20 protein-coding genes and 4 tRNA genes are annotated in these 24486 nt (G+C 62.8%); 2 read left to right on the forward strand and 22 right to left on the reverse strand.

All coding sequences use genetic code 11. From position 1 onward, the window contains the following. Positions 1-110 precede the first annotated feature (110 nt). The 3 genes from U9R80_RS19505 to U9R80_RS19515 form a co-directional block, all read right to left on the reverse strand. Positions 111-2558 carry a TonB-dependent siderophore receptor gene (locus U9R80_RS19505; protein ID WP_301841746.1) on the reverse strand — a complete coding sequence of 816 codons (2448 nt, stop codon included), beginning with the start codon at positions 2556-2558 and terminating at the stop codon, positions 111-113. A 76-nt stretch (positions 2559-2634) separates the two neighbouring features. Beyond that, positions 2635-3477, reverse strand: a complete 843-nt coding sequence (locus U9R80_RS19510) for a FecR family protein (RefSeq protein ID WP_301841747.1) — start codon at positions 3475-3477, stop codon at positions 2635-2637. Next, on the reverse strand, positions 3474-3995 hold the full coding sequence (locus U9R80_RS19515) for an RNA polymerase sigma factor (RefSeq protein WP_301841748.1): 522 nt from the start codon (positions 3993-3995) through the stop codon (positions 3474-3476). Before U9R80_RS19515 ends, U9R80_RS19510 begins: the two co-directional genes overlap by 4 nt. A 195-nt stretch (positions 3996-4190) precedes the next feature. Here U9R80_RS19515 and U9R80_RS19520 point away from each other — a divergent pair, with 195 nt between their 5' ends. Together U9R80_RS19520 and U9R80_RS19525 are read left to right on the forward strand one after the other, a co-directional pair. Further along, the gene (locus tag U9R80_RS19520) at positions 4191-5312 is read left to right on the forward strand and encodes a nitrilase-related carbon-nitrogen hydrolase (RefSeq protein ID WP_301841749.1); all 1122 of its coding nucleotides are present in this window, start codon (positions 4191-4193) and stop codon (positions 5310-5312) included. A 7-nt stretch (positions 5313-5319) separates the two neighbouring features. Next, a complete protein-coding gene (locus tag U9R80_RS19525) occupies positions 5320-6360 on the forward strand; it encodes an AraC family transcriptional regulator (protein WP_301841750.1) in 1041 nt (346 codons plus the stop codon). 216 nt (positions 6361-6576) lie between these two features. Here the strand turns inward: U9R80_RS19525 and U9R80_RS19530 are convergent, their stop codons facing one another. From U9R80_RS19530 to U9R80_RS19620, 19 genes are all read right to left on the reverse strand, one after another. Next, positions 6577-7461, reverse strand: coding sequence for a DUF2242 domain-containing protein (locus U9R80_RS19530; protein WP_301841751.1), 885 nt, complete (start codon positions 7459-7461; stop codon positions 6577-6579). Between the two features lie 189 nt (positions 7462-7650). Then, positions 7651-7727, reverse strand: a tRNA-Asp gene (locus tag U9R80_RS19535). A gap of 111 nt (positions 7728-7838) precedes the next feature. Then, positions 7839-7915 (reverse strand) — tRNA-Asp (locus tag U9R80_RS19540). Positions 7916-8014: 99 nt separating this feature from the next. Further along, positions 8015-8091: transfer RNA gene (locus U9R80_RS19545), tRNA-Asp, on the reverse strand. Positions 8092-8167: 76 nt separating this feature from the next. Continuing rightward, positions 8168-8243 (reverse strand) — tRNA-Val (locus U9R80_RS19550). Between the two features lie 156 nt (positions 8244-8399). Further along, a complete protein-coding gene (locus U9R80_RS19555) occupies positions 8400-9173 on the reverse strand; it encodes an SDR family oxidoreductase (protein ID WP_301839545.1) in 774 nt (257 codons plus the stop codon). Next, complete coding sequence (locus U9R80_RS19560) at positions 9170-10381, reverse strand: O-succinylhomoserine sulfhydrylase (RefSeq protein WP_301839544.1); 1212 nt, start codon at positions 10379-10381, stop codon at positions 9170-9172. Before U9R80_RS19560 ends, U9R80_RS19555 begins: the two co-directional genes overlap by 4 nt. 15 nt (positions 10382-10396) lie before the next feature. Beyond that, a complete protein-coding gene (purF, locus tag U9R80_RS19565; protein WP_028945828.1) occupies positions 10397-11902 on the reverse strand; it encodes an amidophosphoribosyltransferase in 1506 nt (501 codons plus the stop codon). Between the two features lie 41 nt (positions 11903-11943). Next, positions 11944-12498 (reverse strand): CvpA family protein, encoded by a 555-nt coding sequence (locus U9R80_RS19570; RefSeq protein WP_028945827.1) that lies wholly within the window; start codon positions 12496-12498, stop codon positions 11944-11946. A gap of 99 nt (positions 12499-12597) precedes the next feature. Further along, complete coding sequence (locus U9R80_RS19575) at positions 12598-13263, reverse strand: SPOR domain-containing protein (RefSeq protein ID WP_301839541.1); 666 nt, start codon at positions 13261-13263, stop codon at positions 12598-12600. Further along, the gene (gene folC, locus U9R80_RS19580) at positions 13247-14554 is read right to left on the reverse strand and encodes a bifunctional tetrahydrofolate synthase/dihydrofolate synthase (protein ID WP_301839539.1); all 1308 of its coding nucleotides are present in this window, start codon (positions 14552-14554) and stop codon (positions 13247-13249) included. Before folC ends, U9R80_RS19575 begins: the two co-directional genes overlap by 17 nt. Next, complete coding sequence (gene accD / locus U9R80_RS19585; protein WP_301839537.1) at positions 14551-15471, reverse strand: acetyl-CoA carboxylase, carboxyltransferase subunit beta; 921 nt, start codon at positions 15469-15471, stop codon at positions 14551-14553. The genes folC and accD overlap by 4 nt, the downstream gene beginning before the upstream one ends. A 280-nt stretch (positions 15472-15751) precedes the next feature. Further along, entirely contained in the window at positions 15752-16372 is a 621-nt protein-coding gene (locus U9R80_RS19590) for a phosphoribosylanthranilate isomerase (RefSeq protein WP_301839535.1), read from the reverse strand. Positions 16373-16410: 38 nt separating this feature from the next. Next, on the reverse strand, positions 16411-17256 hold the full coding sequence (gene truA, locus U9R80_RS19595; protein WP_442964985.1) for a tRNA pseudouridine(38-40) synthase TruA: 846 nt from the start codon (positions 17254-17256) through the stop codon (positions 16411-16413). 120 nt (positions 17257-17376) lie between these two features. Then, positions 17377-20094 (reverse strand): FimV/HubP family polar landmark protein, encoded by a 2718-nt coding sequence (locus U9R80_RS19600; RefSeq protein WP_301839531.1) that lies wholly within the window; start codon positions 20092-20094, stop codon positions 17377-17379. A gap of 72 nt (positions 20095-20166) precedes the next feature. After that, positions 20167-21177 (reverse strand): aspartate-semialdehyde dehydrogenase, encoded by a 1011-nt coding sequence (locus U9R80_RS19605; RefSeq protein WP_301839529.1) that lies wholly within the window; start codon positions 21175-21177, stop codon positions 20167-20169. 194 nt (positions 21178-21371) lie between these two features. After that, positions 21372-22484: an aspartate-semialdehyde dehydrogenase gene (gene asd / locus U9R80_RS19610; RefSeq protein WP_010223256.1), complete on the reverse strand. Its 1113-nt coding sequence runs from the start codon at positions 22482-22484 to the stop codon at positions 21372-21374. Between the two features lie 68 nt (positions 22485-22552). Continuing rightward, positions 22553-23635 (reverse strand): 3-isopropylmalate dehydrogenase, encoded by a 1083-nt coding sequence (leuB, locus tag U9R80_RS19615; RefSeq protein ID WP_301839527.1) that lies wholly within the window; start codon positions 23633-23635, stop codon positions 22553-22555. Between the two features lie 55 nt (positions 23636-23690). Next, complete coding sequence (locus U9R80_RS19620) at positions 23691-24455, reverse strand: class I SAM-dependent methyltransferase (RefSeq protein ID WP_301839525.1); 765 nt, start codon at positions 24453-24455, stop codon at positions 23691-23693. Positions 24456-24486 lie beyond the last annotated feature (31 nt).

Genomic DNA, 24486 nt, shown 5'->3' on the forward strand with positions numbered 1-24486 from the left:
GCACAGGCGGCCTGCCCTCCCGCCTGGACGGCTGGAGGGTCATTGAGGCTGAGGGAGGCGGGATCAGCATCTCGCCCACCTCCCCCTGACCGCCCATCAAGCGCCAGCGCTTACCATTGATGGGTGTAGCTGGCCGTCAGTACGGTGCCGGGTGCCGGCAGGTGGCTGGTGTTGGTGCTGCTGCGCATCAGCTGGCTGTAGAGCGGGTAGTAGTCCCGATTGAACAGGTTCTGCAGGCCTACGCTGACCTGGTCGTCATTGCTCAGTTGGTACTGGCTGATCAGGTCCACGGTGGTGTAGCCATCGACCTTGCGCCGACCGAAGCTGGCAACACCGTGCAGGCGGTAGTCTTCACCCTCAAAGTAGGTGGCCTGCACGCGGTTGCTCCAGACCTCGCTCGGCTTGAACTGTACGTAGGCGGTCAGCTTGAGTGGCGGAATGCGATACCCGGTCATGTCTTGCCAGTCTCCCCCGTCCGGCTGCTCCCGGCCCTTCATCCAGGTGAAGGTACCGCCGGCCCCCCAACGCTCGTCGCTGGTCAGCCAGTCGGCGCTGCCTTCCACACCGTAGATGCGCTCTTTGGTGCGCGTCAGGATCAGGCCGTTGTTGAAGCTCTGCACATCCCCGAGCTTGGAGGTGGTGTAGAACACCGCCAGCGACGCCAGGGTCTCCTCGCCCAGGGCGCCGCGCCAGCCCAACTCGTAATTGTTGGTCTTCACCGGCTCCAGGTTCGAGGCGTCGAGATCAAAGCCGCGGCGGGCATTGCGCAGTTGCACGCCAATATCGGGCAACTGGAAACCCTGGCTGAACGCCGCATACACTTCCTGGCCCGCCACCGGCGAGTAGGTCACGCTGAAGTTGGACAGTACCGAATCGTAGTGAACGTCCCCTCCCTGGACGGTGGCGGGCTGGGCAGCGGTCGACTCCGACAGCGGGATGAAGTCGTCGTATTCGGCGGTGGCGTATTCGTAACGTATACCGCCCTCCATCGACCATTGATCGTTGAACTTGTGCTGCAGCTGCGCAAAGCCGCCGACACTGCGCGTGGTCAGGTCGGGCAGGTAGGTCAGCTTGCCGATCTTGTCGAACACCCTGCCGCCACTGGCGTCGTACACCTGCGGATCGAAGATGTCGATGGGCATGTCGCTGCGTTCCTGGTTGAAGTCAGCGCCCCACAACAGCTCGGTATTGCCCTGGCTGCCGAGCGGAGTGCGCAGGGTGACCCGGCTGCCGAACACTTCGCTGTTCTGCATCACCTGATCGACATTGCGCCCACGCGTGGCCACCGCCCGTGCATCGAAGGGCGTAAAGCGGGTGAAGTAATCCCGGTAGTAGAGCTGCGCATTGAGCGAGCCACCGAGGATGTCGGCGTGGGCATACTCAAGGTTCAGCAGGGTGTTCTTGATCTGGTTCTGCTCGTCCAGCGACAAGCCTGACAGCGGCCGCGCCGGCACCGACCCCGGAGGCAGGCTGGCCACAGACGGATCAGAGGTGTAATCGGTGTTCTGCTCGGCGTTGTAATGGCTCGCCGACAGCTGGATGCGCTGGACTTCATCGAGGCGCAAGCCCAGTTTGCCGCCGATGTTGTAGGTGTTGGAATCGAACAGGTCGCCCTGGCTGGGCTCCGGGGCGATGCGATGGCCGTTGGCGTCATAGGACGAGCCAATGTGCCGGGCACCGAAGTCCAGGGCGTAATCGACCTGGCCCTGGGAGCCGGACAGGTGATGCTGCAACTGGCCGCCAAGGCCATCACTGTCCAGTTGGCTCAGGGGCGATACCGCGGTCAGGCTGGTCTGCGCACGCGGTTCACCACCGGCCGGGCGGGTGGTGATGGAGATGATGCCGCCGGTTGCCCCCGCCCCGTAGATTGCGCTGCTGCCGCGGATCACTTCGATGCGCTCGATCAGTGCCGGGTCGATGTTCGCCAGATTGCGTGAGGAGTCGCGGTTGGTGTTGAGCGGAACGCCATCGACCAGCACCAGCATCGTACGGCCGCGCAGTGTCTGGCCGTAGTCGGTGATGGTGCGGCTGGAGTCGGCCATGCCGGGAATGCTTTTGGCCAGCAAGGTGGCCAGGCCATCGGAACCCTGGCGCAGCTGCTCCAGCTGCTCGCGCTCGATGACATTGACCTGCCGGGCTTGCGGCACCAGGTCGCTGTTGAGCCGCGACGAGCTGATTTCCAGGCTGGCCAGCTCTACCGCACCCGCCCCGCTGGCGGCTGCCTCAGTGACCGGCGCGGAGCCGCTCGGCACCACCAGGTACGTGTGTTCGTCTCGCTCCTGGGCGGTCAGCCCGCTCTTGCCCAGTAGCCGTTCGAGGGCTTCCTGCAAGGTATAGCGGCCGTGCAACGCCGGTGCGCTCTTGCCGGCCGTGATTTCGCTGGCAAACAGGATCTGTGCCGAGGATTGGCGGGCTACGGCATTGAGGGATTTCTCCAGCGATGTGGCTGGAACATCGAAATCGACCGGTGCAGATTGCGCCAACGACCATTGGCTGAGCAGCAGGCTGCTGGCCAGCAAGGATAGGCGCACAGGCGCACGCAGGAGGGGCTGACTCACGTTTTTATTCTCCACGGATTAAGGTTGCATGGAGATAGCCGCCAACCGCGCCGCGAAACCCTACCTCTGTCGAAAACTATTTTTTCCGGTCATGGGCATTGATTCGCACCGCTCCATCGGGTGCGGTGGTGACACTTAGGGGCAAGATGCCGGGCAACAGCGCCAGCAGACGCTCAACGTGGTTGCTGTCGAACACACCGGACACCGGCAGGCGGGCGAGATTCGGCTCCATGAGCGTGATCGGCTGGCGGCGGTAGCGCTGGAGCGTGGCGATCACCTCGGCCAGCGGAGTGCTTTCAAACACCAGCCGGCTGTCTTTCCAGGCGCTGACATCGTCGGCGTTGACCGTTGTCACCGGGCCCGGGACGCCTTGGCGCACGCGCAATTGCTGGCCGGGTTCGAGTAGCGCGAGCGCGTCGGTGGCACCTCCCCGAACAGCCACCTTGCCTTCGGCCACGGTGACCTGCACCTCTTGCTCAAGCCGATTGACGTTGAAGCGAGTCCCCACCACCCGCACCGCGGCCGACCCGGCATCGACCAGGAACGGGCGGTACACCATCGGCGCGACGTCAAACAGCGCCTGGCCCCTTGTCAGCGTGACCTGGCGCGTGCGCAGGTGCCAACTGACCGTCATCTCGCTGTCGCTGTCGAGCAGGACCGTACTGCCATCGGCCAGTTGCAGCGCCTGGCGCTGACCGACCTGGCTGGCGACGTGCTGGGCGTGGTAGGCCGGATCGACCCAGGCCGCGCCGGCAGCCATTGCCAGCAACAGCACGCCAAGGGCCTTGGCCGTTGTGCGCTTTTTCTTGGCCGGGGTGGGCGCGGGCAGCGGAAAACGCTGCTTGAGGTCTTCACGAAAGCGGGCGATTGCCTCGTCTTCCTGGCTGTAGTCCTTGGCATTGCGCGGGGCCCGGCTCATGACAATACCTCGGCACCCAGGTGCTCCCGGCAAGCGCTCATGCCCAGGCGAAGGTGCTTCTCTACCGTTTTCAGGGAAATGCCCATGCGCTCGGCCACCTCGGCCTGGGGCAACTCGTGCACCTTGTGCATGACGAACACCATCTGGCAACGCGGCGGCAGCTGGGCAATCGCTTCGGTCAGCAACTCCAGGGCCCTGGCGCCCTCAAGATGGCGTTGCTGGCTCGGCGCAGCGCTGGCGACCTCCGGCAACACTGGCACCGCCACCATCCAGGCCTCGCGCCGACGATCGCTGCGATAGCGCGTGACGGCCGTGTCGTGGGCGATTTTGCGCAGCAACGCCAGGGGCGAGCGCACATCGTCCTTTTCATCCTTTTCGAGCAATTGGATGCACAGGTCATGCACCACATCGCGTGCGAAGACCCGTTCGCCAAAACGTCGGCGAACGTGATCCACCAGCTCTTCGTAATGACGAACCAGCGTAGTGAGCAGTGATGGCTTGGGAGGGTCGACCTGCACGATGACCTGCGCGAAGGAAAGGACAAGAGCCTGGGTTGGAGAAAAGTGCCGGGGAGTATAAATGCGAATGTATTTCATTTGAAGCATCCGCACACTCAATGTCTTGCGGGACAATCACAGGCTCCGCGTTAAAACCCGCCGTTATGCCATTGATCTGCGGTATTGCTCTGTCGAATTTCAGTGCAAACTATCGCCATGCGAAAAATTCTGTTGAGCGCCCTGGCGCTGGTTGTCATTGCTGCGATGAGCGGCTACGGGTTCTGGACCGAGCAGCGGCCGGCGGGGCATTACCTGTCGGATTTGCGTATCGAGCTGGCCCTGAGCGAAGGCACCCCCGCGGGCAAAGGCAATTTGCTTGGGGTCGAGCCGCAGCTGTACCCGGGTGACTACCAGAACCTGCATCGCCTGCACCGCAAGTTGGCGGCCTATCTGGAACAGGCGCGCACCCAGGGCCTGATCAATGCCCGCACCATTGTCATCCTGCCCGAGCACATCGGCACCTGGCTGTGGGCTCGGGGCGAGAAGAACGAGCTGTACCAGGTCACCGAGCGACGCGAGGCCTGGCAGTGGCTGGAGCTCAGCAACCCGATCCGTTATGGCCTGGCCATGCTGGGCGCCGAAGGCGATGACTGGCGCGCCGATGCCCACCTGCGCATGAAGGCGCAGCAGATGGCCAATGACTACCAGCAACTTTTCGGCGGCCTGGCCAAGGAGTTTGGCGTCACGCTGGTGGCAGGTTCCATCGTGCTGCCCTCCCCCTATGTGGAACACGGCACCCTCCAGGTCGGCACCGGCGCGCTGTACAACAGCACCCTGGTGTTCGCCGGGGACGGTTCGGTGCTCGGCCAGCCGCAACTTCAACAGCACCCTGACGGCGACGTGCGGCGCTACATCGACAGCGGCACCGACCAGCCCCCGCAAGTGCTGCAGACCCCGGCCGGACGCCTGGGCGTGCTGATCGGCAGCGACAGCTGGTACCCGAGCAACCAGCAACAACTGGCCAACCAATCGGCGCAGTTCATTGCCAATCCGGCGTTCCTGGGCGGCAAGGACAGCTGGAACGGCCCCTGGCGCGGCAACCGTCACCAGCCTCTGGCGGCCACACTGCCGTTCAAGCCGGGTGAAGTCAGCGAAGCCCGGGCCTGGCAGCAATTGACCTTGAACGCCAACCCCGGGGGCATGAGCAGCATGAGCGTGTTTCTGCGCGGACGCTTCTGGGATGTCGTCGCCGACGGTCAGGGCTTTGCCAACCGCGACGGGCTGAACCTCAACGGCAACAGCGCCCACGGCGCTCGTTTGCTCAACTTGTGGCTGTAGCCCGGCCATGACCCGCCCACGGATGCGCCTGGGTGATCTCTCGGTGGGTTTTGTCCAGAGCCTTGAAGATGCACTGAAGCAACACGGCATCGAGCCCACAGCGCTTCTGAAGCGCTATGGGCTCGATACTGTGCGCCTGGCTGAAGCGGGTGGACGATTGTCCATCCCGCGCTACATGCACCTGGGCCATGCCGCCATTGAGCTGACCGGCGACCCGGCACTGGGCCTGCAGATGGGCCGCCTCAGCCGCTTGAGCCAGGCGGGCCTGGCCGGCGTCACGGCGGCCCAGGCGCCGACCGTCGGCGACGCGGCACGCACGCTGCTGCGTTTTGAACCGCTGTACGCCTCAAACTACCGTGGCCGCTCAAGCTTTCACGAAGACGGCAACGGTGCCTGGCTGCGTTTCTACTCCATCAGCCCCTACAACACCTACAACCGCTTTGTCGTGGATTCGCTGCTGTCTGGCTGGCTGGCCCAGCTGTCGAACCTGGCCGGTACGCCCCTGCTGGCCGACCGGGTGGAAATCGAATTCGAGGCGCCCGCCTATGCCTCGCACTATCAGGCGCTGTGCAGCACCCCGGTGCACTTTGGCGCCCAGACCAATCAACTGCGCCTGAGCCGAGCAAGCCTTGGGCTGAGCAATCCGGCGCATTGCCCCAGTACCTGGCAGCACCTGCTGAACCTGTGTGAGGCGGAGCTGGAGCAGCGCACGCGGATTCGCAGCCTGGGCGAGCGCATAGCTCACCTGCTGGGGCCGCTGCTCAATGGCGGACGGGAACCGGATCTGGAAGAAGTGGCGCGTCATCTGCAACTGCCCACCTGGACACTGCGACGCAAGCTGACCGAGGAAGGCACGCAGTTTCGCGCCATCCTCAACGATACGCGGCGCGATCTGGCCATGACCTACATCCGTGACACGGAGCTGGCCTTTGGCGAGATCGCCTATTTGCTGGGATTTGCTTCGGCTGAAGCCTTCCAGCGCGCGTTCAAGCGCTGGAACAGCATCACCCCGGGAGAGTTTCGCCGCAGCCAGCGGCGTACCGGCTGAAACTACAGCTCGGTGGCGTCTTCGGCAGGCTCGGGCGGATCAAGCTCCAAGGCGTGCAATTCGAGTAGTTCTTCTTGATAGTCGTCCATCGTCTGCTCCGTCGTTTTTTCATTCATGTCATTGATTCGTTATCGAGCCTAAAGTGCCGCGATGAAAGAAAAATGACAATGACGCTTATCAAAACAACGTAGCAGCAGATGAAGATTTTATCCGCCTTTACAGCGGCGCCTGCTCAGGATTACTGACAGGCGCAAGCGGGGCAACGGTCGGTACCGGCTCAGCCGCTGCCGGGGCCGGCTGCTCGGCGCTGATCGGCGCGGCCTCAGCCGGCGGTGCAACTGGCATCGAACCCTTGCTGTCGTCGACTACAGGGGCCGGTGCAGCCTCCGCAGCTGCTGGCTGCTGGACGGGTGCCGGTTCGCTGGCCTGTGGCGCCACAGAAGCTTCCGGGGCTGGGGCTGGGGCCGGTGCGGCCGCATCGGTTGGCGTCAAGTCAGCAGGCGCAGGCTCAGGGATGCCCAACTCAGGCGCAGGCTGTTCGACAGCCTTTTTCGGTGCCGCCTTTTTCTTCTGTTCCTTAGGCAGGAAGCTCTCGACCAGGGCGAAGTAACGCTCGTAGAACTTGGCCGAGGTCACCGTTTCGCTGGCGACCTTGACCATGGAGTCGTCGGAGGAGCCGATGGGCATCGACACCGAACCCAGCACCCCTACCCCGAGGCTCGCGGAGGTGTTGGATTTTTTCAGGGCATAACGGTCCTGCAGGGCGTTGGCGAACATGGTCGAACGCTTGGCATCACCACTGTCGGGGGCGCAAACCACGTTGAAGCTGATTTGCAGGTGCGAATCGCCTGTCTGCTGGAAGCTCTTGTTGCCATTGACCTGGCCGGCACCGCTACTGGTGATGATGTAGCCCTGGCTGAGCAAGGCACGGCGGGCGGCTTCACACGAACCTGCTTCGCTGACCGGGAAGTTGCGCGAAAAGGTTCCCGAGTCGTCGAAATTCTCGTGTTCGTAGATGGCAGCTTTCTTGGAAGAACAGCCGGAAACACCCGCCAGCACCAGGGCCAGCCCGAGCGCACTGAAGACGGTTGACTTTGACATTGCAAATCCTGAGTAAAACGGTCGGCGCCTATTGTGCATCACATCGGCGGATCACTGAAACCACAGCCGGTCAATCACTGCGGAAAATTCATCGACACCTGCGCCTGGTTTCGACGGGGCCCGTGCTGTTCAGGGCGTAATTGCGGGCACAAAAAAAGCGACCCTAAGGTCGCTTTCTTTGTTGCTGTATGGCGCAGCGGACGGGACTCGAACCCGCGACCCCCGGCGTGACAGGCCGGTATTCTAACCGACTGAACTACCGCTGCGTGTCGTGCAAGCCTGGCTGCGAAACCTCCGCTAGTCTCAGGCACAAAAAAAGCGAACCTTAGGTCGCTCTTTTTGCTACTTCGAGGAGTTCAAGGGCCTCGAAGCAAATATGGCGCAGCGGACGGGACTCGAACCCGCGACCCCCGGCGTGACAGGCCGGTATTCTAACCGACTGAACTACCGCTGCGTATCACACAGACTTTCGCCTGTTTGAAACTGGGATCTGGCCTGAAGGCTTAAGTGCCTTCCGACCTCAAACCGGTCATTCAACCGATCTGGAGAAAAGTGGCGCAGCGGACGGGACTCGAACCCGCGACCCCCGGCGTGACAGGCCGGTATTCTAACCGACTGAACTACCGCTGCGCATATGGACTTGCGTCCGGTTCCTCTCTGGTAACACCTTCTTGCGAAAGTGTCGGGTCAGGAACATCTCAGGAAGTGGTGGGTGATGACGGGATCGAACCGCCGACCCTCTGCTTGTAAGGCAGATGCTCTCCCGGCTGAGCTAATCACCCGTGTGCTTCGCTGAGGTGGCGAAATTTACGCAGGTATCGATGCTAAGTCAATACTCTGATTGAAGTTTTTTTCAATTAGGTGAAAAAAGCATCGGCAAGCTTGAAGTTGTAAGCGGTAAGAAAAAGCAGAATCAACAGCACACTGTCAGCTAGCCGCTAGGCGTAGATCATCTTCTTGGTCATGCCGCCGTCGACCACGAACTCCTGGCCAGTCACGAAGCCGGCATTGCGTGACAACAACCAGGCAACCATGGCGGCTACATCCTCCACTGTCCCCACCCTGCCCGCTGGATGCTGGGCGTGGTCGGTTTCGGTCAGTGGCTCGGCGCGGCGCTGGGACGGATCACGTGCGTCGATCCAGCCAGGGCTCACAGCGTTCACGCGGATCTCCGGCCCCAGGCTCACCGCCAGAGCGTGCGTCAGGGCCAGCAGGCCGCCCTTACTCGCCGCGTAGGCTTCTGTGTCGGGTTCGGATTGGGCCGCGCGGGTCGAGGCCAGGTTGACGATGGCGCCGCCATGAGCGCGCAGATACGGCGCACAGTGCTTGGCCAGCAACATGGGCCCACCCAGGTTGACCGCCAGCACACGATTCCAGTGCGCAAGGCTGAGGGTTTCCAGAGTGGTGTTGTGCGGATCGGCGATGGCGGCATTGCACACCAGCGCATCGAGGCGACCGAACTGGCCGAGCACCTCGGCCACGCCGGTCTTGACCTGACCCTCGTCAGCGACATCCATGCCAATGAACCAGGCGTTGTCACCCAGCACCTTGGCGGCCTTGGCGCCGCGCGCACGATCAAGATCGGTGAGTACCACTTGCCAGCCCTCGGCAATCAGCCAGGCAGCAATGCCCAGGCCGATGCCTTGCGCCGCACCGGTCACCAGGGCGACGCGGCCGTTATGGCTGCTGTCACCCGCTGACCAGTCGATCACAGCGCCGCCAGACCGCGGGCCAGGTCGGCCTTCAGGTCAACGACATCTTCCAGACCCACGGCCACGCGGATCAGGCTGTCGCGAATGCCGGCGGCCTCACGCTCCTGCGGCGACAGACGGCCGTGGGAGGTGGTGCCCGGGTGGGTGATGGTGGTCTTGCTGTCGCCCAGGTTGGCCGTGATCGAAATCAGCCGGGTGGCGTCGATGAAGCGCCAGGCGCCCTCTTTGCCGCCCTTGACCTCAAAGCTCACCACTGCACCGAAGCCGCTCATCTGACGCTTGGCCAGCTCATGCTGCGGATGGCTTTCGAGACCAGCGTAATGAACCTTCTCGATGCCGTCCTGCTGCTCCAGCCACTCGGCCAGGGCCTGTGCGTTGGCACAGTGGGCGCGCATGCGCAGGTTCAGGGTTTCGAGGCCCTTGAGGAAAATCCAGGCGTTGAAGGGGCTCAGGGACGGCCCTGCGGTGCGCAGGAAGCCCACAACTTCTTTCATCTGCTCGCTGCGCCCGGCAACCACACCCCCCATGCAACGGCCCTGGCCGTCGATGAACTTGGTAGCCGAATGCACGACAATGTCGGCACCCAGCTTCAGCGGTTGCTGCAAGGCCGGGGTGCTGAAGCAGTTGTCGACCACCAACTGGGCGCCCTTGGCATGGGCGATCTCGGCAAGCGCCGAGATATCCACAAGCTCGGCCAGCGGGTTGGACGGCGACTCGACGAACAGCAGCTTGGTGTTGGCCTTGATTGCCTGTTCCCAACCGGCGAGATCCACCAGAGGAACGTAGTCGACTTCGACACCGAAGCGCTTGAAGTACTTCTCGAACAGGCTGATGGTCGAGCCAAACACGCTCTGGGAGACCAGCACGTGATCGCCAGCGCTGCACAAGGCCATTACCGTGGACAGGATCGCTGACATGCCAGTGGACGTAGCCACTGCCTGCTCGGCACCTTCCAGGGCGGCGATGCGCTCTTCAAACGCGCGTACGGTGGGGTTGGTGTAGCGTGAATAGACGTTGCCTGGAACCTCGCCGGCGAACCGCGCAGCGGCATCAGCCGCTGTACGGAACACGTAGCTGGAGGTGAAGAACAGCGGATCGCTGTGCTCACCCTCCGGCGTGCGATGCTGGCCGGCGCGTACCGCCAGCGTGTCAAAAGCGACCCCTTCGAGGTCGCTGTCCAGGCGCCCGGCATCCCATTCCTGTGTCATGCCGCTGCTCCTAAATCAGTTGTTGTACAGGTCGATGATGGCGCTGACCGCCTGGTTCTTGACCTTGGAGGCGTCGTTGCGCGCCTGCTCGATCTTGTCCAGGTAGGCCTCGTCGATGTCGCCGGTAACGTACTTACCGTCGAACACGGCGCAGTCGAAATGCTCGATCTTGATCTTGCCACCGCCAACAGCCTCGATCAGGTCCGGCAGGTCCTGGTAGACCAGCCAGTCGGCGCCGATCAGCTCGGCGACATCCTCGGTGCTGCGGTTGTGGGCGATCAGTTCATGAGCGCTCGGCATGTCGATGCCGTAGACGTTGGGGTAGCGCACAGCCGGGGCTGCGGAGCAGAAGTAGACGTTCTTGGCGCCAGCTTCGCGGGCCATCTGGATGATCTGCTTGCAGGTGGTGCCACGGACGATGGAGTCATCCACCAGCATCACGTTCTTGCCGCGGAATTCCAGCTCGATGGCGTTGAGCTTCTGGCGGACCGATTTCTTGCGCGCCGCCTGGCCGGGCATGATGAACGTACGGCCGATGTAGCGGTTCTTGACGAAGCCTTCGCGGAACTTGACGCCCAGGTGGTTGGCCAATTCCAGTGCAGCGGTACGGCTGGTGTCGGGAATCGGGATGACCACGTCGATGTCATGGTCCGGACGCTCGCGCTGGATTTTCTCGGCCAGCTTCTCGCCCATGCGCAGGCGCGCCTTGTACACCGAGACACCGTCGATGATCGAGTCAGGACGGGCCAGGTAGACGTGCTCGAAGATGCACGGGGCCAGCTGTGGGTTCACGGCGCACTGACGCGTGTGCAGCTTGCCTTCCTCAGTGATGTACACCGCTTCGCCCGGCGCCAGATCGCGGATCAGGGTGAAGCCGAGCACGTCCAGGGAAACGCTTTCGGAGGCGATCATGTACTCCACGCCTTCGTCGGTGTGACGCTGGCCGAAGACGATCGGGCGAATGCCATGAGGATCGCGGAAGCCGACAATACCGTAACCGGTGATCATCGCCACCACGGCGTAACCACCGACACAACGGTTGTGCACGTCGGTCACTGCGGCAAACACGTCTTCTTCGGTCGGCTGCAGCTTGCCACGCACCGCCAGCTCATGGGCGAAGACATTGAGCAGGACTTCGGAGTCGGAACTGGTGTTGACGTGGCGCAGGTCGGACTCGTAGATCTCCTTGGCCAACTGTTCAACGTTGGTCAGGTTGCCGTTGTGCGCCAGGGTGATGCCGTAGGGCGAGTTGACATAAAACGGCTGGGCTTCAGCCGAGGTCGAGCTGCCCGCTGTTGGGTAGCGCACGTGACCGATGCCCATGTGGCCCACCAGGCGCTGCATATGGCGCTGCTGGAACACATCACGGACCAGACCATTGTCCTTGCGCAGGAATAACCGGCCATCATGGCTGGTCACAATACCGGCAGCGTCCTGGCCGCGGTGCTGGAGGACGGTTAGCGCGTCATACAGCGCCTGATTGACGTTCGACTTACCGACGATACCGACGATGCCACACATGCGACGCAACCCCTACTTAATGAAACTGGACTGAGCAGCTTTCAAGGCGTTTTGGGCCCCAGAAGCTGATCCTTGAACGGGAGATCAGCCGGTGCGCTGATCCCGCTGGCTAGCCACTGACTGGTGAACCCCAGAATGAGGTTTTTTGACCAGTCAGCCACCAATAGAAATTGTGGCACCAGGCGAGACTCCTGCCACCACTGATCCTGCTGTACCGGCCCCAGGCTCAACAGCCCGACGGCCACTACCACCAGCAAGGCCCCACGGGCGGCACCGAAGGCCATGCCCAGGAAGCGGTCGGTCCCGGAAAGCCCGGTGACGCGAATCAGCTCGCCGATGAGAAAGTTGATCATTGCCCCCACCAGCAGGGTGGCGACGAAAAGAATGGTGCATCCAGCGATGACCCGTGCCGAAGGCGTCTGGATATAGGCTTCCAGGTACTGCGACAGCGAACCACCGAACATCCAGGCCACGGCACCGGCGATGATCCAGGTAAGCAGCGACAAGGCCTCTTTGACAAAGCCGCGCTTGAGACTGATCAGCGAAGAAATGGCGATGATCGCGAAAATCGCCCAGTCGACCCAGGTAAATGCCACAGTGTTGCCTGCAAACGGATAAGGCGGCGCATTTTACCAGAGCGGCGGGCTGTCGGTAAGCAGTGATTTGCCGCCCGGCGCTGGCCGGGCGACAAGCATTCAGCCGCGCTCGGGCTGGAAACGCACCACGATACCGTTGAGCTTTTGCTGGCGGCTGATCACGCCACGCAGGCGCTCGGCTTCGGCTCGCTCGATCAAGGGCCCGACATACACGCGATTCATGCCACCCGCCGAGCGGATATAGGCGTTGTAGCCCTGACTGCGCAGGGTCGCCTGCAGCTTGTCGGCACCCGCTCGACTGGACAGGCTGGCCAACTGCACCGACCAACTGATCGGCAGGCCGTTGGCGTCGATCTTGCCCTGGGCAGGCTTGGCCGCACTGGCAACAGGCGCCGCCGGCTTGGCTTCTGGCTTGACCGCAGGCGGTGGCGTGGCAGCCTTGGCGGCAACCACAGGCTCTGCTGCGGGCGCAGGCGCTGCAGTCGGCACTGAAGTAATCGGCGTATTCGGTGCCTGGGCAGGTGCGGTGGACTCCTCGACGATGACGGGCTGCTCTTCAGGCAATACCTGAGGCTCCGGCACTGGCACAGGCTCGACCTGCACCGGCGCCATGTTCGGTGCTGCCGGCGCCTCGGGGGCCTCGACGCGCACCTGGCGCATTTCGTCTTCGCGGGTGAACAGCATCGGCAGGAAAATCACCGCCAGCGCCACCAGCACCAGCGCACCGACCATACGCTGCTTGACCACTTTATCCAGCAATGCCATTTGCCCCATCCTCCGTGGCCTGCCCGCTCAGCCACTGCAGGGCTTCACCGACACAGAAAAACGATCCGAACAGCAGGATTTCATCATCCGCCGTCGCCAGTGTGCTCTGCCCTTCCAGGGCCGCTGCCACGCTGGCGTACGACACAACATCAGCCCCTAGACGAGTCAGCGCTGCTTCGAGCTCAGTTGCCGGTCGACTGCGAGCGGTATCCAGCGGGGCAACAGCCCATGCCTGGACCTGACCGAGCAACGGCTGCACCACACCGGCAAGGTCCTTGTCGGCCAGCAGGCCGAACACCGCCAGGCGCTTGCCCTTCACCGGCCGGCTGGCCAGGCGCTGGGCCAGATACTCGGCGGCATGAGGGTTGTGTCCGACATCCATGAGGATAGTCAAATCCTTGCCCTGCCAGCGAAAAGTCCGACGATCCAGTCGGCCGACCATGCGCGTGGACTGCAACGCTGCAGCGATCTGCCCGGCATCCCAAGGCAGGTCCAGCAGCAAATAGGCCTGCAGCGCCAGGGCGGCATTTTCCATCGGCAAGTCGAGCAATGGCAGGTCGTGCAGCTCCACTACCTGACCACGACTATCCACACCCCGCCACTGCCAATACTGATCAGTACTGGCCAGGTCGAAATCACGACCGCGCAGGAAGAACGGGCACGCCAGTTCACGGGCTTTATCCAGCAGCGGCTGCGGCGGATTGAGGTCACCACACAGGGCCGGCTTGCCCTGGCGGAAGATCCCGGCCTTTTCAAAGGCTACCAACTCCCGGGTATCTCCCAGGTAGTCGACATGATCGACGCCGATGCTGGTGACCAGCGCCACATCGGCATCGACAATATTGACGGTATCCAGGCGCCCGCCCAGGCCGACTTCAAGCACCACGGCATCCAGTGCCGACTGTTTGAAGAGCCAGAATGCCGCCAGGGTGCCGGCTTCAAAGTAGGTCAGGGAGATGTCGCCACGGGCTGCTTCGACGGCAGCAAAGGCTTCGCACAACTGCTCGTCGGCCGCTTCTTCGCCGTCGATCTGCACCCGCTCGTTGTAGCGCAGCAGGTGCGGCGAGCTGTAGACCCCGACCTTGAGCCCCTGGGCGCGCAGCAAGGCGGCCACAAAGGCGCAGGTCGAGCCCTTGCCGTTGGTACCGGTCACGGTAATGACCCGTGGCGCCGGCTTGTCCAGCCCGAGCCTGGCTGCAACCTGTTGCGAACGCGCCAGGCCCATGTCGATGGCCGAGGGGTGCAACTGCTCGAGATAGGCGAGCCAGTCGCCAAGGGTACGTTGGGTCATACGGTGGCAGGCGCCGGCGGTACGACGATCGGCTCGATGACGGGTGCGACGAATTTCGGCGTCGGCAGGCCCATCATTTGCGCCAGCAGGTTACCCAGGCGCGGACGCAGCTCCTGACGCGGGATGATCAGGTCAATGGCGCCGTGCTCCAGCAGGAACTCGCTGCGCTGGAAGCCTTCCGGCAGCTTTTCACGCACGGTCTGCTCGATCACGCGCGGACCGGCAAAACCGATCAGGGCTTTTGGCTCACCGACGATCACATCGCCGAGCATCGCCAGGCTAGCCGACACACCGCCGTAGACCGGGTCGGTCAGTACCGAAATGAAAGGAATGCCTTCTTCGCGAAGACGTGCCAGCACCGCCGACGTCTTGGCCATCTGCATCAGCGAGATCAACGCTTCCTGCATGCGCGCACCGCCGGAGGCCGAGAAACAGACCATCGGGCAGCGGTTTTCCAGGGCGTAGTTGGCAGCACGAACAAAGCGCTCACCGACGATGGCACCCATCGAGCCACCCATGAAGGAGAACTCGAAGGCGCTGACCACGACCGGCATGCCCAACAGGGTACCGCTCATGGAAATCAGGGCGTCTTTTTCGCCGGTCTGCTTCTGCGCAGCCGTCAGGCGATCCTTGTACTTCTTGCCGTCGCGGAACTTCAGGCGGTCGACCGGCTCAAGATCTGCACCCAGCTCGGCACGGCCTTCGGCATCCAGGAAGATGTCGATACGGGCGCGGGCGCCGATGCGCATGTGATGGTTGCACTTGGGGCAGACATCCAGGGTCTTTTCCAGCTCCGGACGATACAGCACGGCCTCGCAGGACGGGCACTTGTGCCACAGCCCTTCAGGCACCGAACTCTTCTTCACCTCGGAACGCATGATCGAAGGGATCAGTTTGTCTACTAACCAGTTGCTCATGCTTTCTTTCTCCAGTAGCGGCGACCGGCAGGCTTTGGCTGCCTGGTCACGCGTATGCCCTTGAGCTCAATTCGTGTATGACGCGATGATGGGCCGGCCCTGGCGCCTCGCGTACAGCGAGTCGCCCCGATACCGCTCCATCGTCAACCTGTAAGGGCAACGCCTGGGGCGTCACCCGATAATTTCGACCGGCCCTTGGGCGCGATCCGGCAGCACCGGGCTGCGAAAGTTATGGACGATGGCGCGCGACCAGCCGTCACATCCGCAGCAGCAGACGTTATCACGCCTGTTTCACCGCCTTGATGAACGCCTCGATGCGCGCTGCATCCTTGATGCCCTTGGCCTGCTCTACCCCACCACTGACGTCTACCGCATAGGGGCGAACCTGGGTGATGGCGCTGGCGACATTGTCCGGCGACAGGCCGCCCGCCAGGATAATCGGCTTGCTCAGCTTCTCGGGAATCAGCGACCAGTCGAATGCCTCGCCCGTACCGCCCGGCACGCCGGCAACATAGGTATCGAGCAGAATCCCGCTGGCCCGGCTGTACAGCTTGCAGCTCGCCTCCAGGTCATCCCCCGGGCGCACCCGCAGAGCCTTGATCCAGGGCCGGTTGTAGCCTTCGCAATCGGCAGGGGTTTCATCACCGTGGAACTGCAGCAGGTCCAGCGGTACGACCTCGAGGATTTCGCTGAGTTCGCAGCGGCTGGCATTGACGAACAGGCCCACGGTGGTCACGAACGGCGGCAAGGCGGCAATGATTGCCCGCGCCTGTTGCACATCCACCGCCCGCGGGCTCTTTGCATAGAACACCAGGCCAATGGCGTCGGCGCCCGCCTCGGCTGCGGCCAGCGCATCCTCGATGCGGGTAATACCGCAGATTTTGCTGCGAACGGCGCTCATGACCTGTGAACCTCAGCTGATCCGGAAAGCCCCGGATGTTAGCAAATGGCTTGCGGGTCGTCAGCCGCCAATGCTTCGTAGCCGGAGAGGAAGTGCGGACCGATGTAACGCTCGGGCAACGCGAACTCGTCGTGGTACTCCACCTGCACCAGGTACAGGCCGAACGGATGCGCGGTCACCCCGCCGGTACGCCGCTCACGACTCTCCAGCACGTCCCTGGCCCACTCCACCGGACGCTCGCCGGCGCCGATCGTCATCAGCACGCCGGCGATGTTGCGCACCATATGGTGCAGGAAGGCGCTGGCACGGATATCGAGCACGATCATCTTGCCGTGGCGGGTCACCCGCAGGTGATGGATGTTCTTGATGGGCGACTTGGCCTGGCACTGGCCGGCGCGGAAAGCACTGAAGTCATGGGTACCGACCAGATACTGGGCAGCCAGGGCCATGCGCTCGACATCCAGCGGCCGGTGATTCCAGGTCACTTCCTGGCCCATGTGTGCCGGACGGATCTGGTCGTTGTAGATCACATAACGATAGCGCCGGGCGATGGCCTTGAAGCGGGCATGAAAATGCGCCGGCATCTCCTTGGCCCACGTCACGCTGATGTCGTGAGGCAAGTTGATATTGGCGCCCATGGTCCAGGCTTTCATGCTGCGCACGGCCTGGGTGTCAAAATGCACCACCTGGCCGCAGGCGTGAACACCGGCATCGGTTCGCCCGGCACACAGCAAGGTCACAGGCGAATCGGCCACTCTGGACAACGCCTCTTCCAGCGTCTGCTGGACACTGAGCACGCCATCGGCCTGACGCTGCCAGCCGCGGTAGCGCGAACCCTTGTATTCAACGCCCAGGGCGATGCGGAAGAAGCCTTCGGCTGCCAATTCGGCAACCGTGTTATCAATGATTTCCAAGAAGATACAGCCTGTCGATTTTGCAGATGGCGGGAATTATAACGACAACGGCAGCCACTCGGGCTGCCGTCGGACGTTCAAAGGCAGGACTCAGACCAGACGCGCAAGCATCTCTTCGGCTTCCTGGCGCTGGGCATCACTGCCCTCCTTGCAGACTTCGTCGAGGATGTCGCGGGCACCGTCATGGTCGCCCATGTCGATATAGGCCCGGGCCAGGTCAAGTTTGGTTGCCGCCTCATCAGCGCCGCCCAGGTAGTCGAACTCCAGGTCATCACTCAAGTCGTCGCTGACAACCGCGTCTTCAGCAGTGAAATGCGGCTCGATCGAGGGTTGCTCCAGGCTCTGGGACAGCTTGTCGAGCTCGGCGTTGACGTCATCGAGCTCCGAGGCGAAGTGCTTGGCCGCATCGGACTCATCGTCCAGCGACAGCGACAAGTCGAAGTCTTCCGGCAGGTCGAGCTCGCTCAGCGGGTCAAACTCCGGCATCGACTCATCGAACGCAGCAAGCTCGGCGGCGATATCCACCGGCTCGCCTTCCGACAGCACGGCCGGCGGGTCGCCTGCGACATCGAGATCGAAGTCAGCGAGATCGGTCAGATCCGGGACGTCTTCAACCAACGGCTCGACCGGCGCCACAACTTCCGCTTCGACAACCGGCGCCTCAAGCTCAGGCGCTGGCGCGGCCTCAACTTCTTCAGCGACTGCAACCGCCGCTTCGTCGAGCAGCGGCGGCTCTTCCAGCTCCAGGCCGTGCAGATCTTCGTCCAGGCTCAGGTCGAAGGCGCTGTCCAGGTCATCCTCTACAATCGGCTCCAGCTCTGGTTCTGGCTCTGGTTCTGGCTGTAGCTCTGGTTCTGGTTCTGGCTCCTGAGCGGAAATCGCCTCTACCTCAGGCTCCGGCTCCGGCTCCGGCTGAGGTTCGACGTCTGCCTGCGGCTCGTCGTTGAGCAGGGCCTGAACGTACTGGGCGTCCAGTTCGGCAGCCAGGGCCGCCGCCCCGATTCCGCCGGCGGCGGCCACTGCCACCATGGCCGGGAACCGGCTCTTGAGGGCTTCGACATCCGCATGATTCTGGCCGGTGGCGATCAGTTGGCGTTCGTGAGCCACGAAAGCATCGCGATCACCCTGGCGCCCGTAGACTTCCATCAGCTTCAAGCGCAAGTCACTGCGTTGCGGCTCGGCGGCCACGGCCGGCTCAAGCAGGTTGACTGCATGATTGAGGCGTCCCTGGGCAATGCACTGCTGCACTTCATCGAGTAGCGCATCGCCAGTAGGCGCAGGCGCAGCGTCCGCCGCCGGGGCAACCAGGGGTGCTGCCATCGGCTGCGGCTGAGCGGGTTCGACCGGCTTCACCTCGCTGGCAGGCGCTTCGGCGGCAGTGGCTGCGGCAGCAGAAGCGGCTACCACGGCTGGCGCCAGCGTTACCTTGGGCTCTTCTACCTCCAGGCCGTCGAAACTGTCCTGCGGCAGATCAAGTTCCGGTCCACGATCACCCTCTTCGGCCAGGGCGCGAGCCATGCGCAGATGCTTTTCAGCCTCCTGGTCAGCCTTGCGCTTGCGTGCCAGCAGCAACAGCAACAGCAGCAGCACCAGGAAGGCAGAGCCGGCGATCAACGCCAGCAGGAAAGGATTGGCAAGCAGGTCATCGAGCATTTTGCCGGAGCTGGTCGATGCGGGCTGATCGGCAGCCGGAGCCGGTGTCGGTGCTTCAACCGGCGCAGTATCGACCGCGGCCGGTGCTGGCGTGACCACGGCATCTTCGGGCGAGGGCTGCAAGTCGGCGGGAACGGCTGGCGGTTCGCCGGCAGCGCCCTGGGCTTCGAGCCTGGCCAACTGGTCATTCTTGAGGGCGATCAGGCGCTCAAGCTTGCCCAACTGGCTCTGCAGGTCTGCCATGCGGTCCTTGAGTTCGGCATTGTCGCGACGGGTAGTGTCGAGGCTTTCCTGGGCCACCGCGAGCTTGTCGCTGACACCCTTGCCGTTACTGGCAGCCTTGCTGCCTGGAGCGACCAGGCGCAGGTTGTCCTGGTCAGCGATTCGCGACGGAGCGGCCTCGGTGCCTTCCCGGCGTGTGGCGTCCAGCTGCCGGGCCCGCGGCCCCAGGCGCCGGCCTTCACGCCAGGCAGCATACTGCTCGGCCACTTCAGTCACCGCCTCGCTTTGGGGAATGCTGGCGATCTGCTGTTGATCGGGCATGCGCAGGACCTGGCCGGTCTTGAGCAAGTTGATGTTGCCGTTGATGAAGGCATCGGGATTCAACGCCTGGATGGCCAGCATGGTCTGCTGCACCGATCCACCCTGACGGGCCTTGGAGGCAATTTCCCACAGTGTGTCACGACGCACCGTGGTGTAGTTGGCGGCAGCGCTGGTGGCCGGCGTGATCGCCGAATCCGGCTTGGCGCCCGGCAGCGCAGAGGCATTGACCAGCACACTGTAGTCACGCAACAGACGCCCGCTCGGCCACATCACCTGGACAATGAACTTGACCATCGGCGCCGGCAGTGGCTGGCTCGAGGTCACCCGCAACACGCTTTTGCCGTTCGGGTTGATCACCGGCGTGAAGGTCAGGTCATTGAGGTAGGCCTGGCGTTCGATGCCGGCTTTGGCGAACTCTTCGGGCGGCGCCAGGCTGGGCGCCATTTCGGCTGCCGTCAGGTCGCGTACATCGAGCAATTCGATCTCGGCGTCCAGGGGCTGGTTCTGCGCCGACTTGAGCGTCAGCTCACCCAGGCCAAGGGCATGCGCCATACCGGACGACAGCGCCGACGCCGCGGCAATTGCTAAGACCAGTTTGCGAATTCGAAGCATGACCTCTTCCTTTGATAGAACCGTCCCCGGCCACCCGAGAATTATCGGGTAAAAATTATCCGCAAGTATCTTTTACACAATGTGTTTTATCAACAATTGCGCCAGCTGCACGGCGTTCAGCGCCGCGCCTTTGCGCACGTTGTCAGTGGTCAGCCAGAGATTGAGTTGCTCAACTTCGTCGATCCCACCGCGTACTCGTCCAACATAGACCACGTCCTGGCCGACTGCGTCACCCACCGGCGTCGGGTAATCACCCTCCTCCACCAGCTCGATACTGTCAGCCGCTTCCAGCGCAGCATTGACCGCAACCAGGTCGACCGGTTCACGACTCTGCACGGTCACACTGTAGCTATCGCCGAAAAACACCGGGACTTGAATGCAGGTCACGGAAATCTTCAGCGCCGGCAACTCGAGCACTTCACGAAGCTCCTCAACCAGGCGACGCTCCAGTACACCGTGCCCCTGGGCATCGTTGGCACCGACCTGGGCCAGCACGTTGAACGCCATCTGGCGGTCGAAGAAACGCGGCTCCAGCGGGCGGGCATTGAGCAGTTCCGCAGTCTGCCGCGCGAGCTCATTGACCGCCTCGCGACCTTGAGCCGAAACCGCCAGGCAAGCTGTCACCTGGACACGCTCGATATCGAGCAAGCCCTTCAGCGGTGCGAGGGCAACCGCCAGGGCCACGGCTGCAGCGCTCGGGCTGCTGACCTGGGCTGGCGTTGGCAGGTTATCCAGGCGTCCGGCGTTGGCTTCCGGAACAATGGCTGGCGCCTGGTCGGCAGGCAAACCACCGGACAGGTCGATCACCGTGCAACCGGCGGCCTGGGCACGGGGCGCGAAACTGCGGGTAACCGCTGGCCCGGCGGCGAAGAAGGCGAGCTTGACCTTGCTGAAGTCGAAACTGTCGACTTCACGCACCCGCAGGCTCTTGCTGCGAAACATCACACCACTGCCTGCCGATTCGTTGCTGGCCAGCAAGTGCAAGGTTCCGACGGCTACGTCCTGCTCTTCGAGAATCTGCACAAGGGTTTCACCGACTGTTCCGGTGGCACCAATCACGGCGATATCAATAGGCTGGCTCATGGAAAATCCTCTGCTGGAACGGCGGGAGCGGCACTTTACTTGGATTTGTGACGGGGGAATACCTTTGCAGGAGCGGGCTTGCCCCGCGATCGCGGTGTGCCAGACCGTTCGCGATCGCGGGGCAAGCCCGCTCCTGCAATGAAAAAGCCCGTGCTGTTGGCAGCACGGGCTCTGGGTTCATCTCACTGCAGCGATCAACGCTCCAGCAGGATCCGCAGCATGCGGCGCAGCGGTTCGGCCGCGCCCCACAGCAGTTGGTCGCCCACGGTGAAGGCGCCCAGGTACTGCGACCCCATGTTCAGCTTGCGCAGGCGTCCCACCGGAATGTTCAGGGTACCGGTGACGTTGGTCGGGCTCAGTTCCTGCATGCTGATTTCGCGCTGGTTCGGTACCAGTTTCACCCAAGGATTGTGCTGGCTGATCATGCCTTCGATATCGGCGATCGGCACGTCCTTGTTCAGCTTGATGGTCAGCGCCTGGCTGTGGCAGCGCATGGCACCGATACGCACGCAGATGCCGTCGACCGGAATCGGGCTCTTGAAGCGACCGAGGATCTTGTTGGTCTCGGCCTGGGCCTTCCACTCTTCGCGGCTCTGGCCGTTCGGCAGTTCCTTGTCGATCCACGGGATCAGGCTGCCGGCCAGGGGAACACCGAAGTTCTCGGTCGGGTAGGCTTCGCTGCGCATGGCCTCGGCAACCTTGCGGTCGATGTCGAGGATGGCGCTGGCCGGGTTGGCCAGGTCATCGGCCACTGCCGCATGGGTAGCACCCATCTGGCGGATCAGTTCACGCATGTTCTGCGCGCCGGCGCCGGAGGCTGCCTGGTAGGTCATGGCGCTCATCCACTCGACCAGGCCGGCTTCAAACAGGCCGCCCAGGCCCATCAGCATCAGGCTGACGGTGCAGTTGCCACCGATGTAGTTCTTGGTACCGGCATCGAGTTGCTGGTCGATCACCTTGCGGTTGACCGGGTCCAGGACGATGACCGCGTCATCCTGCATGCGCAGGCTGGAAGCGGCGTCAATCCAGTAGCCCTGCCAGCCGGCTTCGCGCAGCTTGGGGAAAACCTCATTGGTGTAGTCGCCGCCCTGGCAGGTCAGGATCACATCAAGGGTCTTGAGCTCTTCAATGCTGTAAGCGTCTTTGAGTGGAGCAATATCCTTGCCCACAGCCGGACCCTGGCCACCCACGTTGGAGGTGGTGAAGAACACCGGCTCGATGAGATCAAAATCCTGCTCTTCCAGCATCCGCTGCATGAGCACGGAACCGACCATACCGCGCCAACCGATCAGACCTACACGTTTCATCGCAACTACACCTTTGCTAAAAAGTGGGCCGCTGCTTCACAAGGAAAAACAGCAGCGGGCCCGAGAGATTACAGATTCCGCAGCGCTGCGACTACTGCGTCGCCCATTTCCTGCGTACCCACTTTGCTGCAACCGGCCGACCAGATGTCGCCCGTGCGCAGCCCCTGATCCAGCACCTGGCTGACGGCCTGTTCGATTGCTTCGGCAGCCGCCTGCTGATTGAAGCTGTAACGCAGCATCATCGACACCGACAAAATGGTTGCCAGCGGGTTGGCGATGCCTTGGCCGGCGATGTCTGGTGCCGAACCGTGGCATGGCTCGTACATGCCCTTGTTGTTGGCGTCCAGCGAGGCTGACGGCAGCATGCCAATGGAGCCGGTGAGCATGGAAGCTTCATCCGACAGGATGTCACCGAACATGTTGTCGGTGACCATCACGTCGAACTGCTTGGGCGCACGCACCAGTTGCATGGCGGCGTTGTCGACGTACATGTGGGACAGCTCCACATCCGGGTAGTCCTTGGCCACTTCCTCGACGATTTCGCGCCACAGCTGGCTGGACGCCAGGACGTTGGCCTTGTCCACCGAGCACAGTTTCTTGCCGCGCACACGAGCCATGTCGAAGCCGACGCGGGCAATGCGACGGATTTCGCTCTCGCTGTACGGCAGCGTGTCGTAGGACTGGCGCTCGCCGCCTTCCAGCTCACGGGTGCCACGTGGAGCACCGAAGTAAATGCCGCCGGTCAGCTCACGGACAATGAGGATATCCAGGCCAGCGACGATTTCCGGCTTGAGCGAGGAGGCATCGGCCAATTGCGGGTAGAGAATCGCCGGACGCAGGTTGGCGAACAGACCCAGTTGCGAACGAATTTTCAGCAGGCCGCGCTCAGGACGAATATCGCGCTCGATCTTGTCCCACTTCGGACCACCCACGGCGCCCAGCAGCACGGCGTCGGCCTGGCGCGCACGCTCCAGGGTTTCGTCAGCCAGCGGCACGCCGTGCTTGTCGATGGCAGCGCCGCCGATCACGTCGTGGGAAAGGCTGAAGCCCAGCTGGAACTTGTCGTTGGCCAGCTCCAGTACCTTGACCGCCTCGGCCATGATTTCCGGACCAATGCCATCACCTGGGAGAATCAGAATCTGTTTGCTCATGGGTTCCTCTTGTTCGACTCAAGCGACACGCCGCACTGGCCTGCCGGAAAAATAATCAGCACTCGGCCCAGAGCACCAGAACATCGGTGCTGAACGAGCCGTCGGCTTCAATCTGGTAATACTGCCGTACTTCTTCGCCCATCGCCTGCTGCAAATGGCGTATGGCGCCGCGCATCACATCCGGGGTACGCATGCGCTCGACCCAGGAGCTGAACTCCAGGCGCAAGCGCTGGCGCGTGTGACTGCGGGTGTACAAGCCAGCCTCGCTGACCTGTTGCAACCACTGGGCTGCCGAATAATCGCGCACATGGCTGGTGTCGCGCATCACTTCGACACTCTGTAGATAGGTGTCGAGCAACGGACTGCCCGGCGACATCACATCGATGAACGCCGCCACCCCGCCCGGCTTGAGCACCCGTCGCACTTCGCGCAGGGCCAGGCCCAAGTCGCTCCAGTGGTGTGCCGAGTAACGGCTCAAGACATAGTCAAAGCTTGCATCGGCGAACGGCAGGCGCTCTGCAGCACCGCACTCGGTGACGATATTGGCCAGGTTTCGCTCGGCAGCCGTGGTCGCTACCACGTCGAGCATCTGTTGCGACAAATCGTAGGCCACCACCTCACGCACCAGCGGCGCCACGTGGAAACTGACATGCCCGGCGCCGCAGCCCAGGTCCAGCACACGCGCCTGCTCCTGCCCGGCAAGCTCGGCCTGCAACAGGGCGAACTCGCTGCCCTGGGCGTGTACGGCACTGCTCAGGTAGGCGCTGGCTTGCTCGCCGAACTGGCGCTGGACGACATCCGTATGGGTGGTGCTGGTCATTGCAGTCTCCGGGAACATGTCGCGGGGCAAG

The sequence above is a fragment of the Pseudomonas sp. JQ170C genome, assembly GCF_035581345.1.
Classification (GTDB): Bacteria; Pseudomonadota; Gammaproteobacteria; order Pseudomonadales; family Pseudomonadaceae; genus Aquipseudomonas.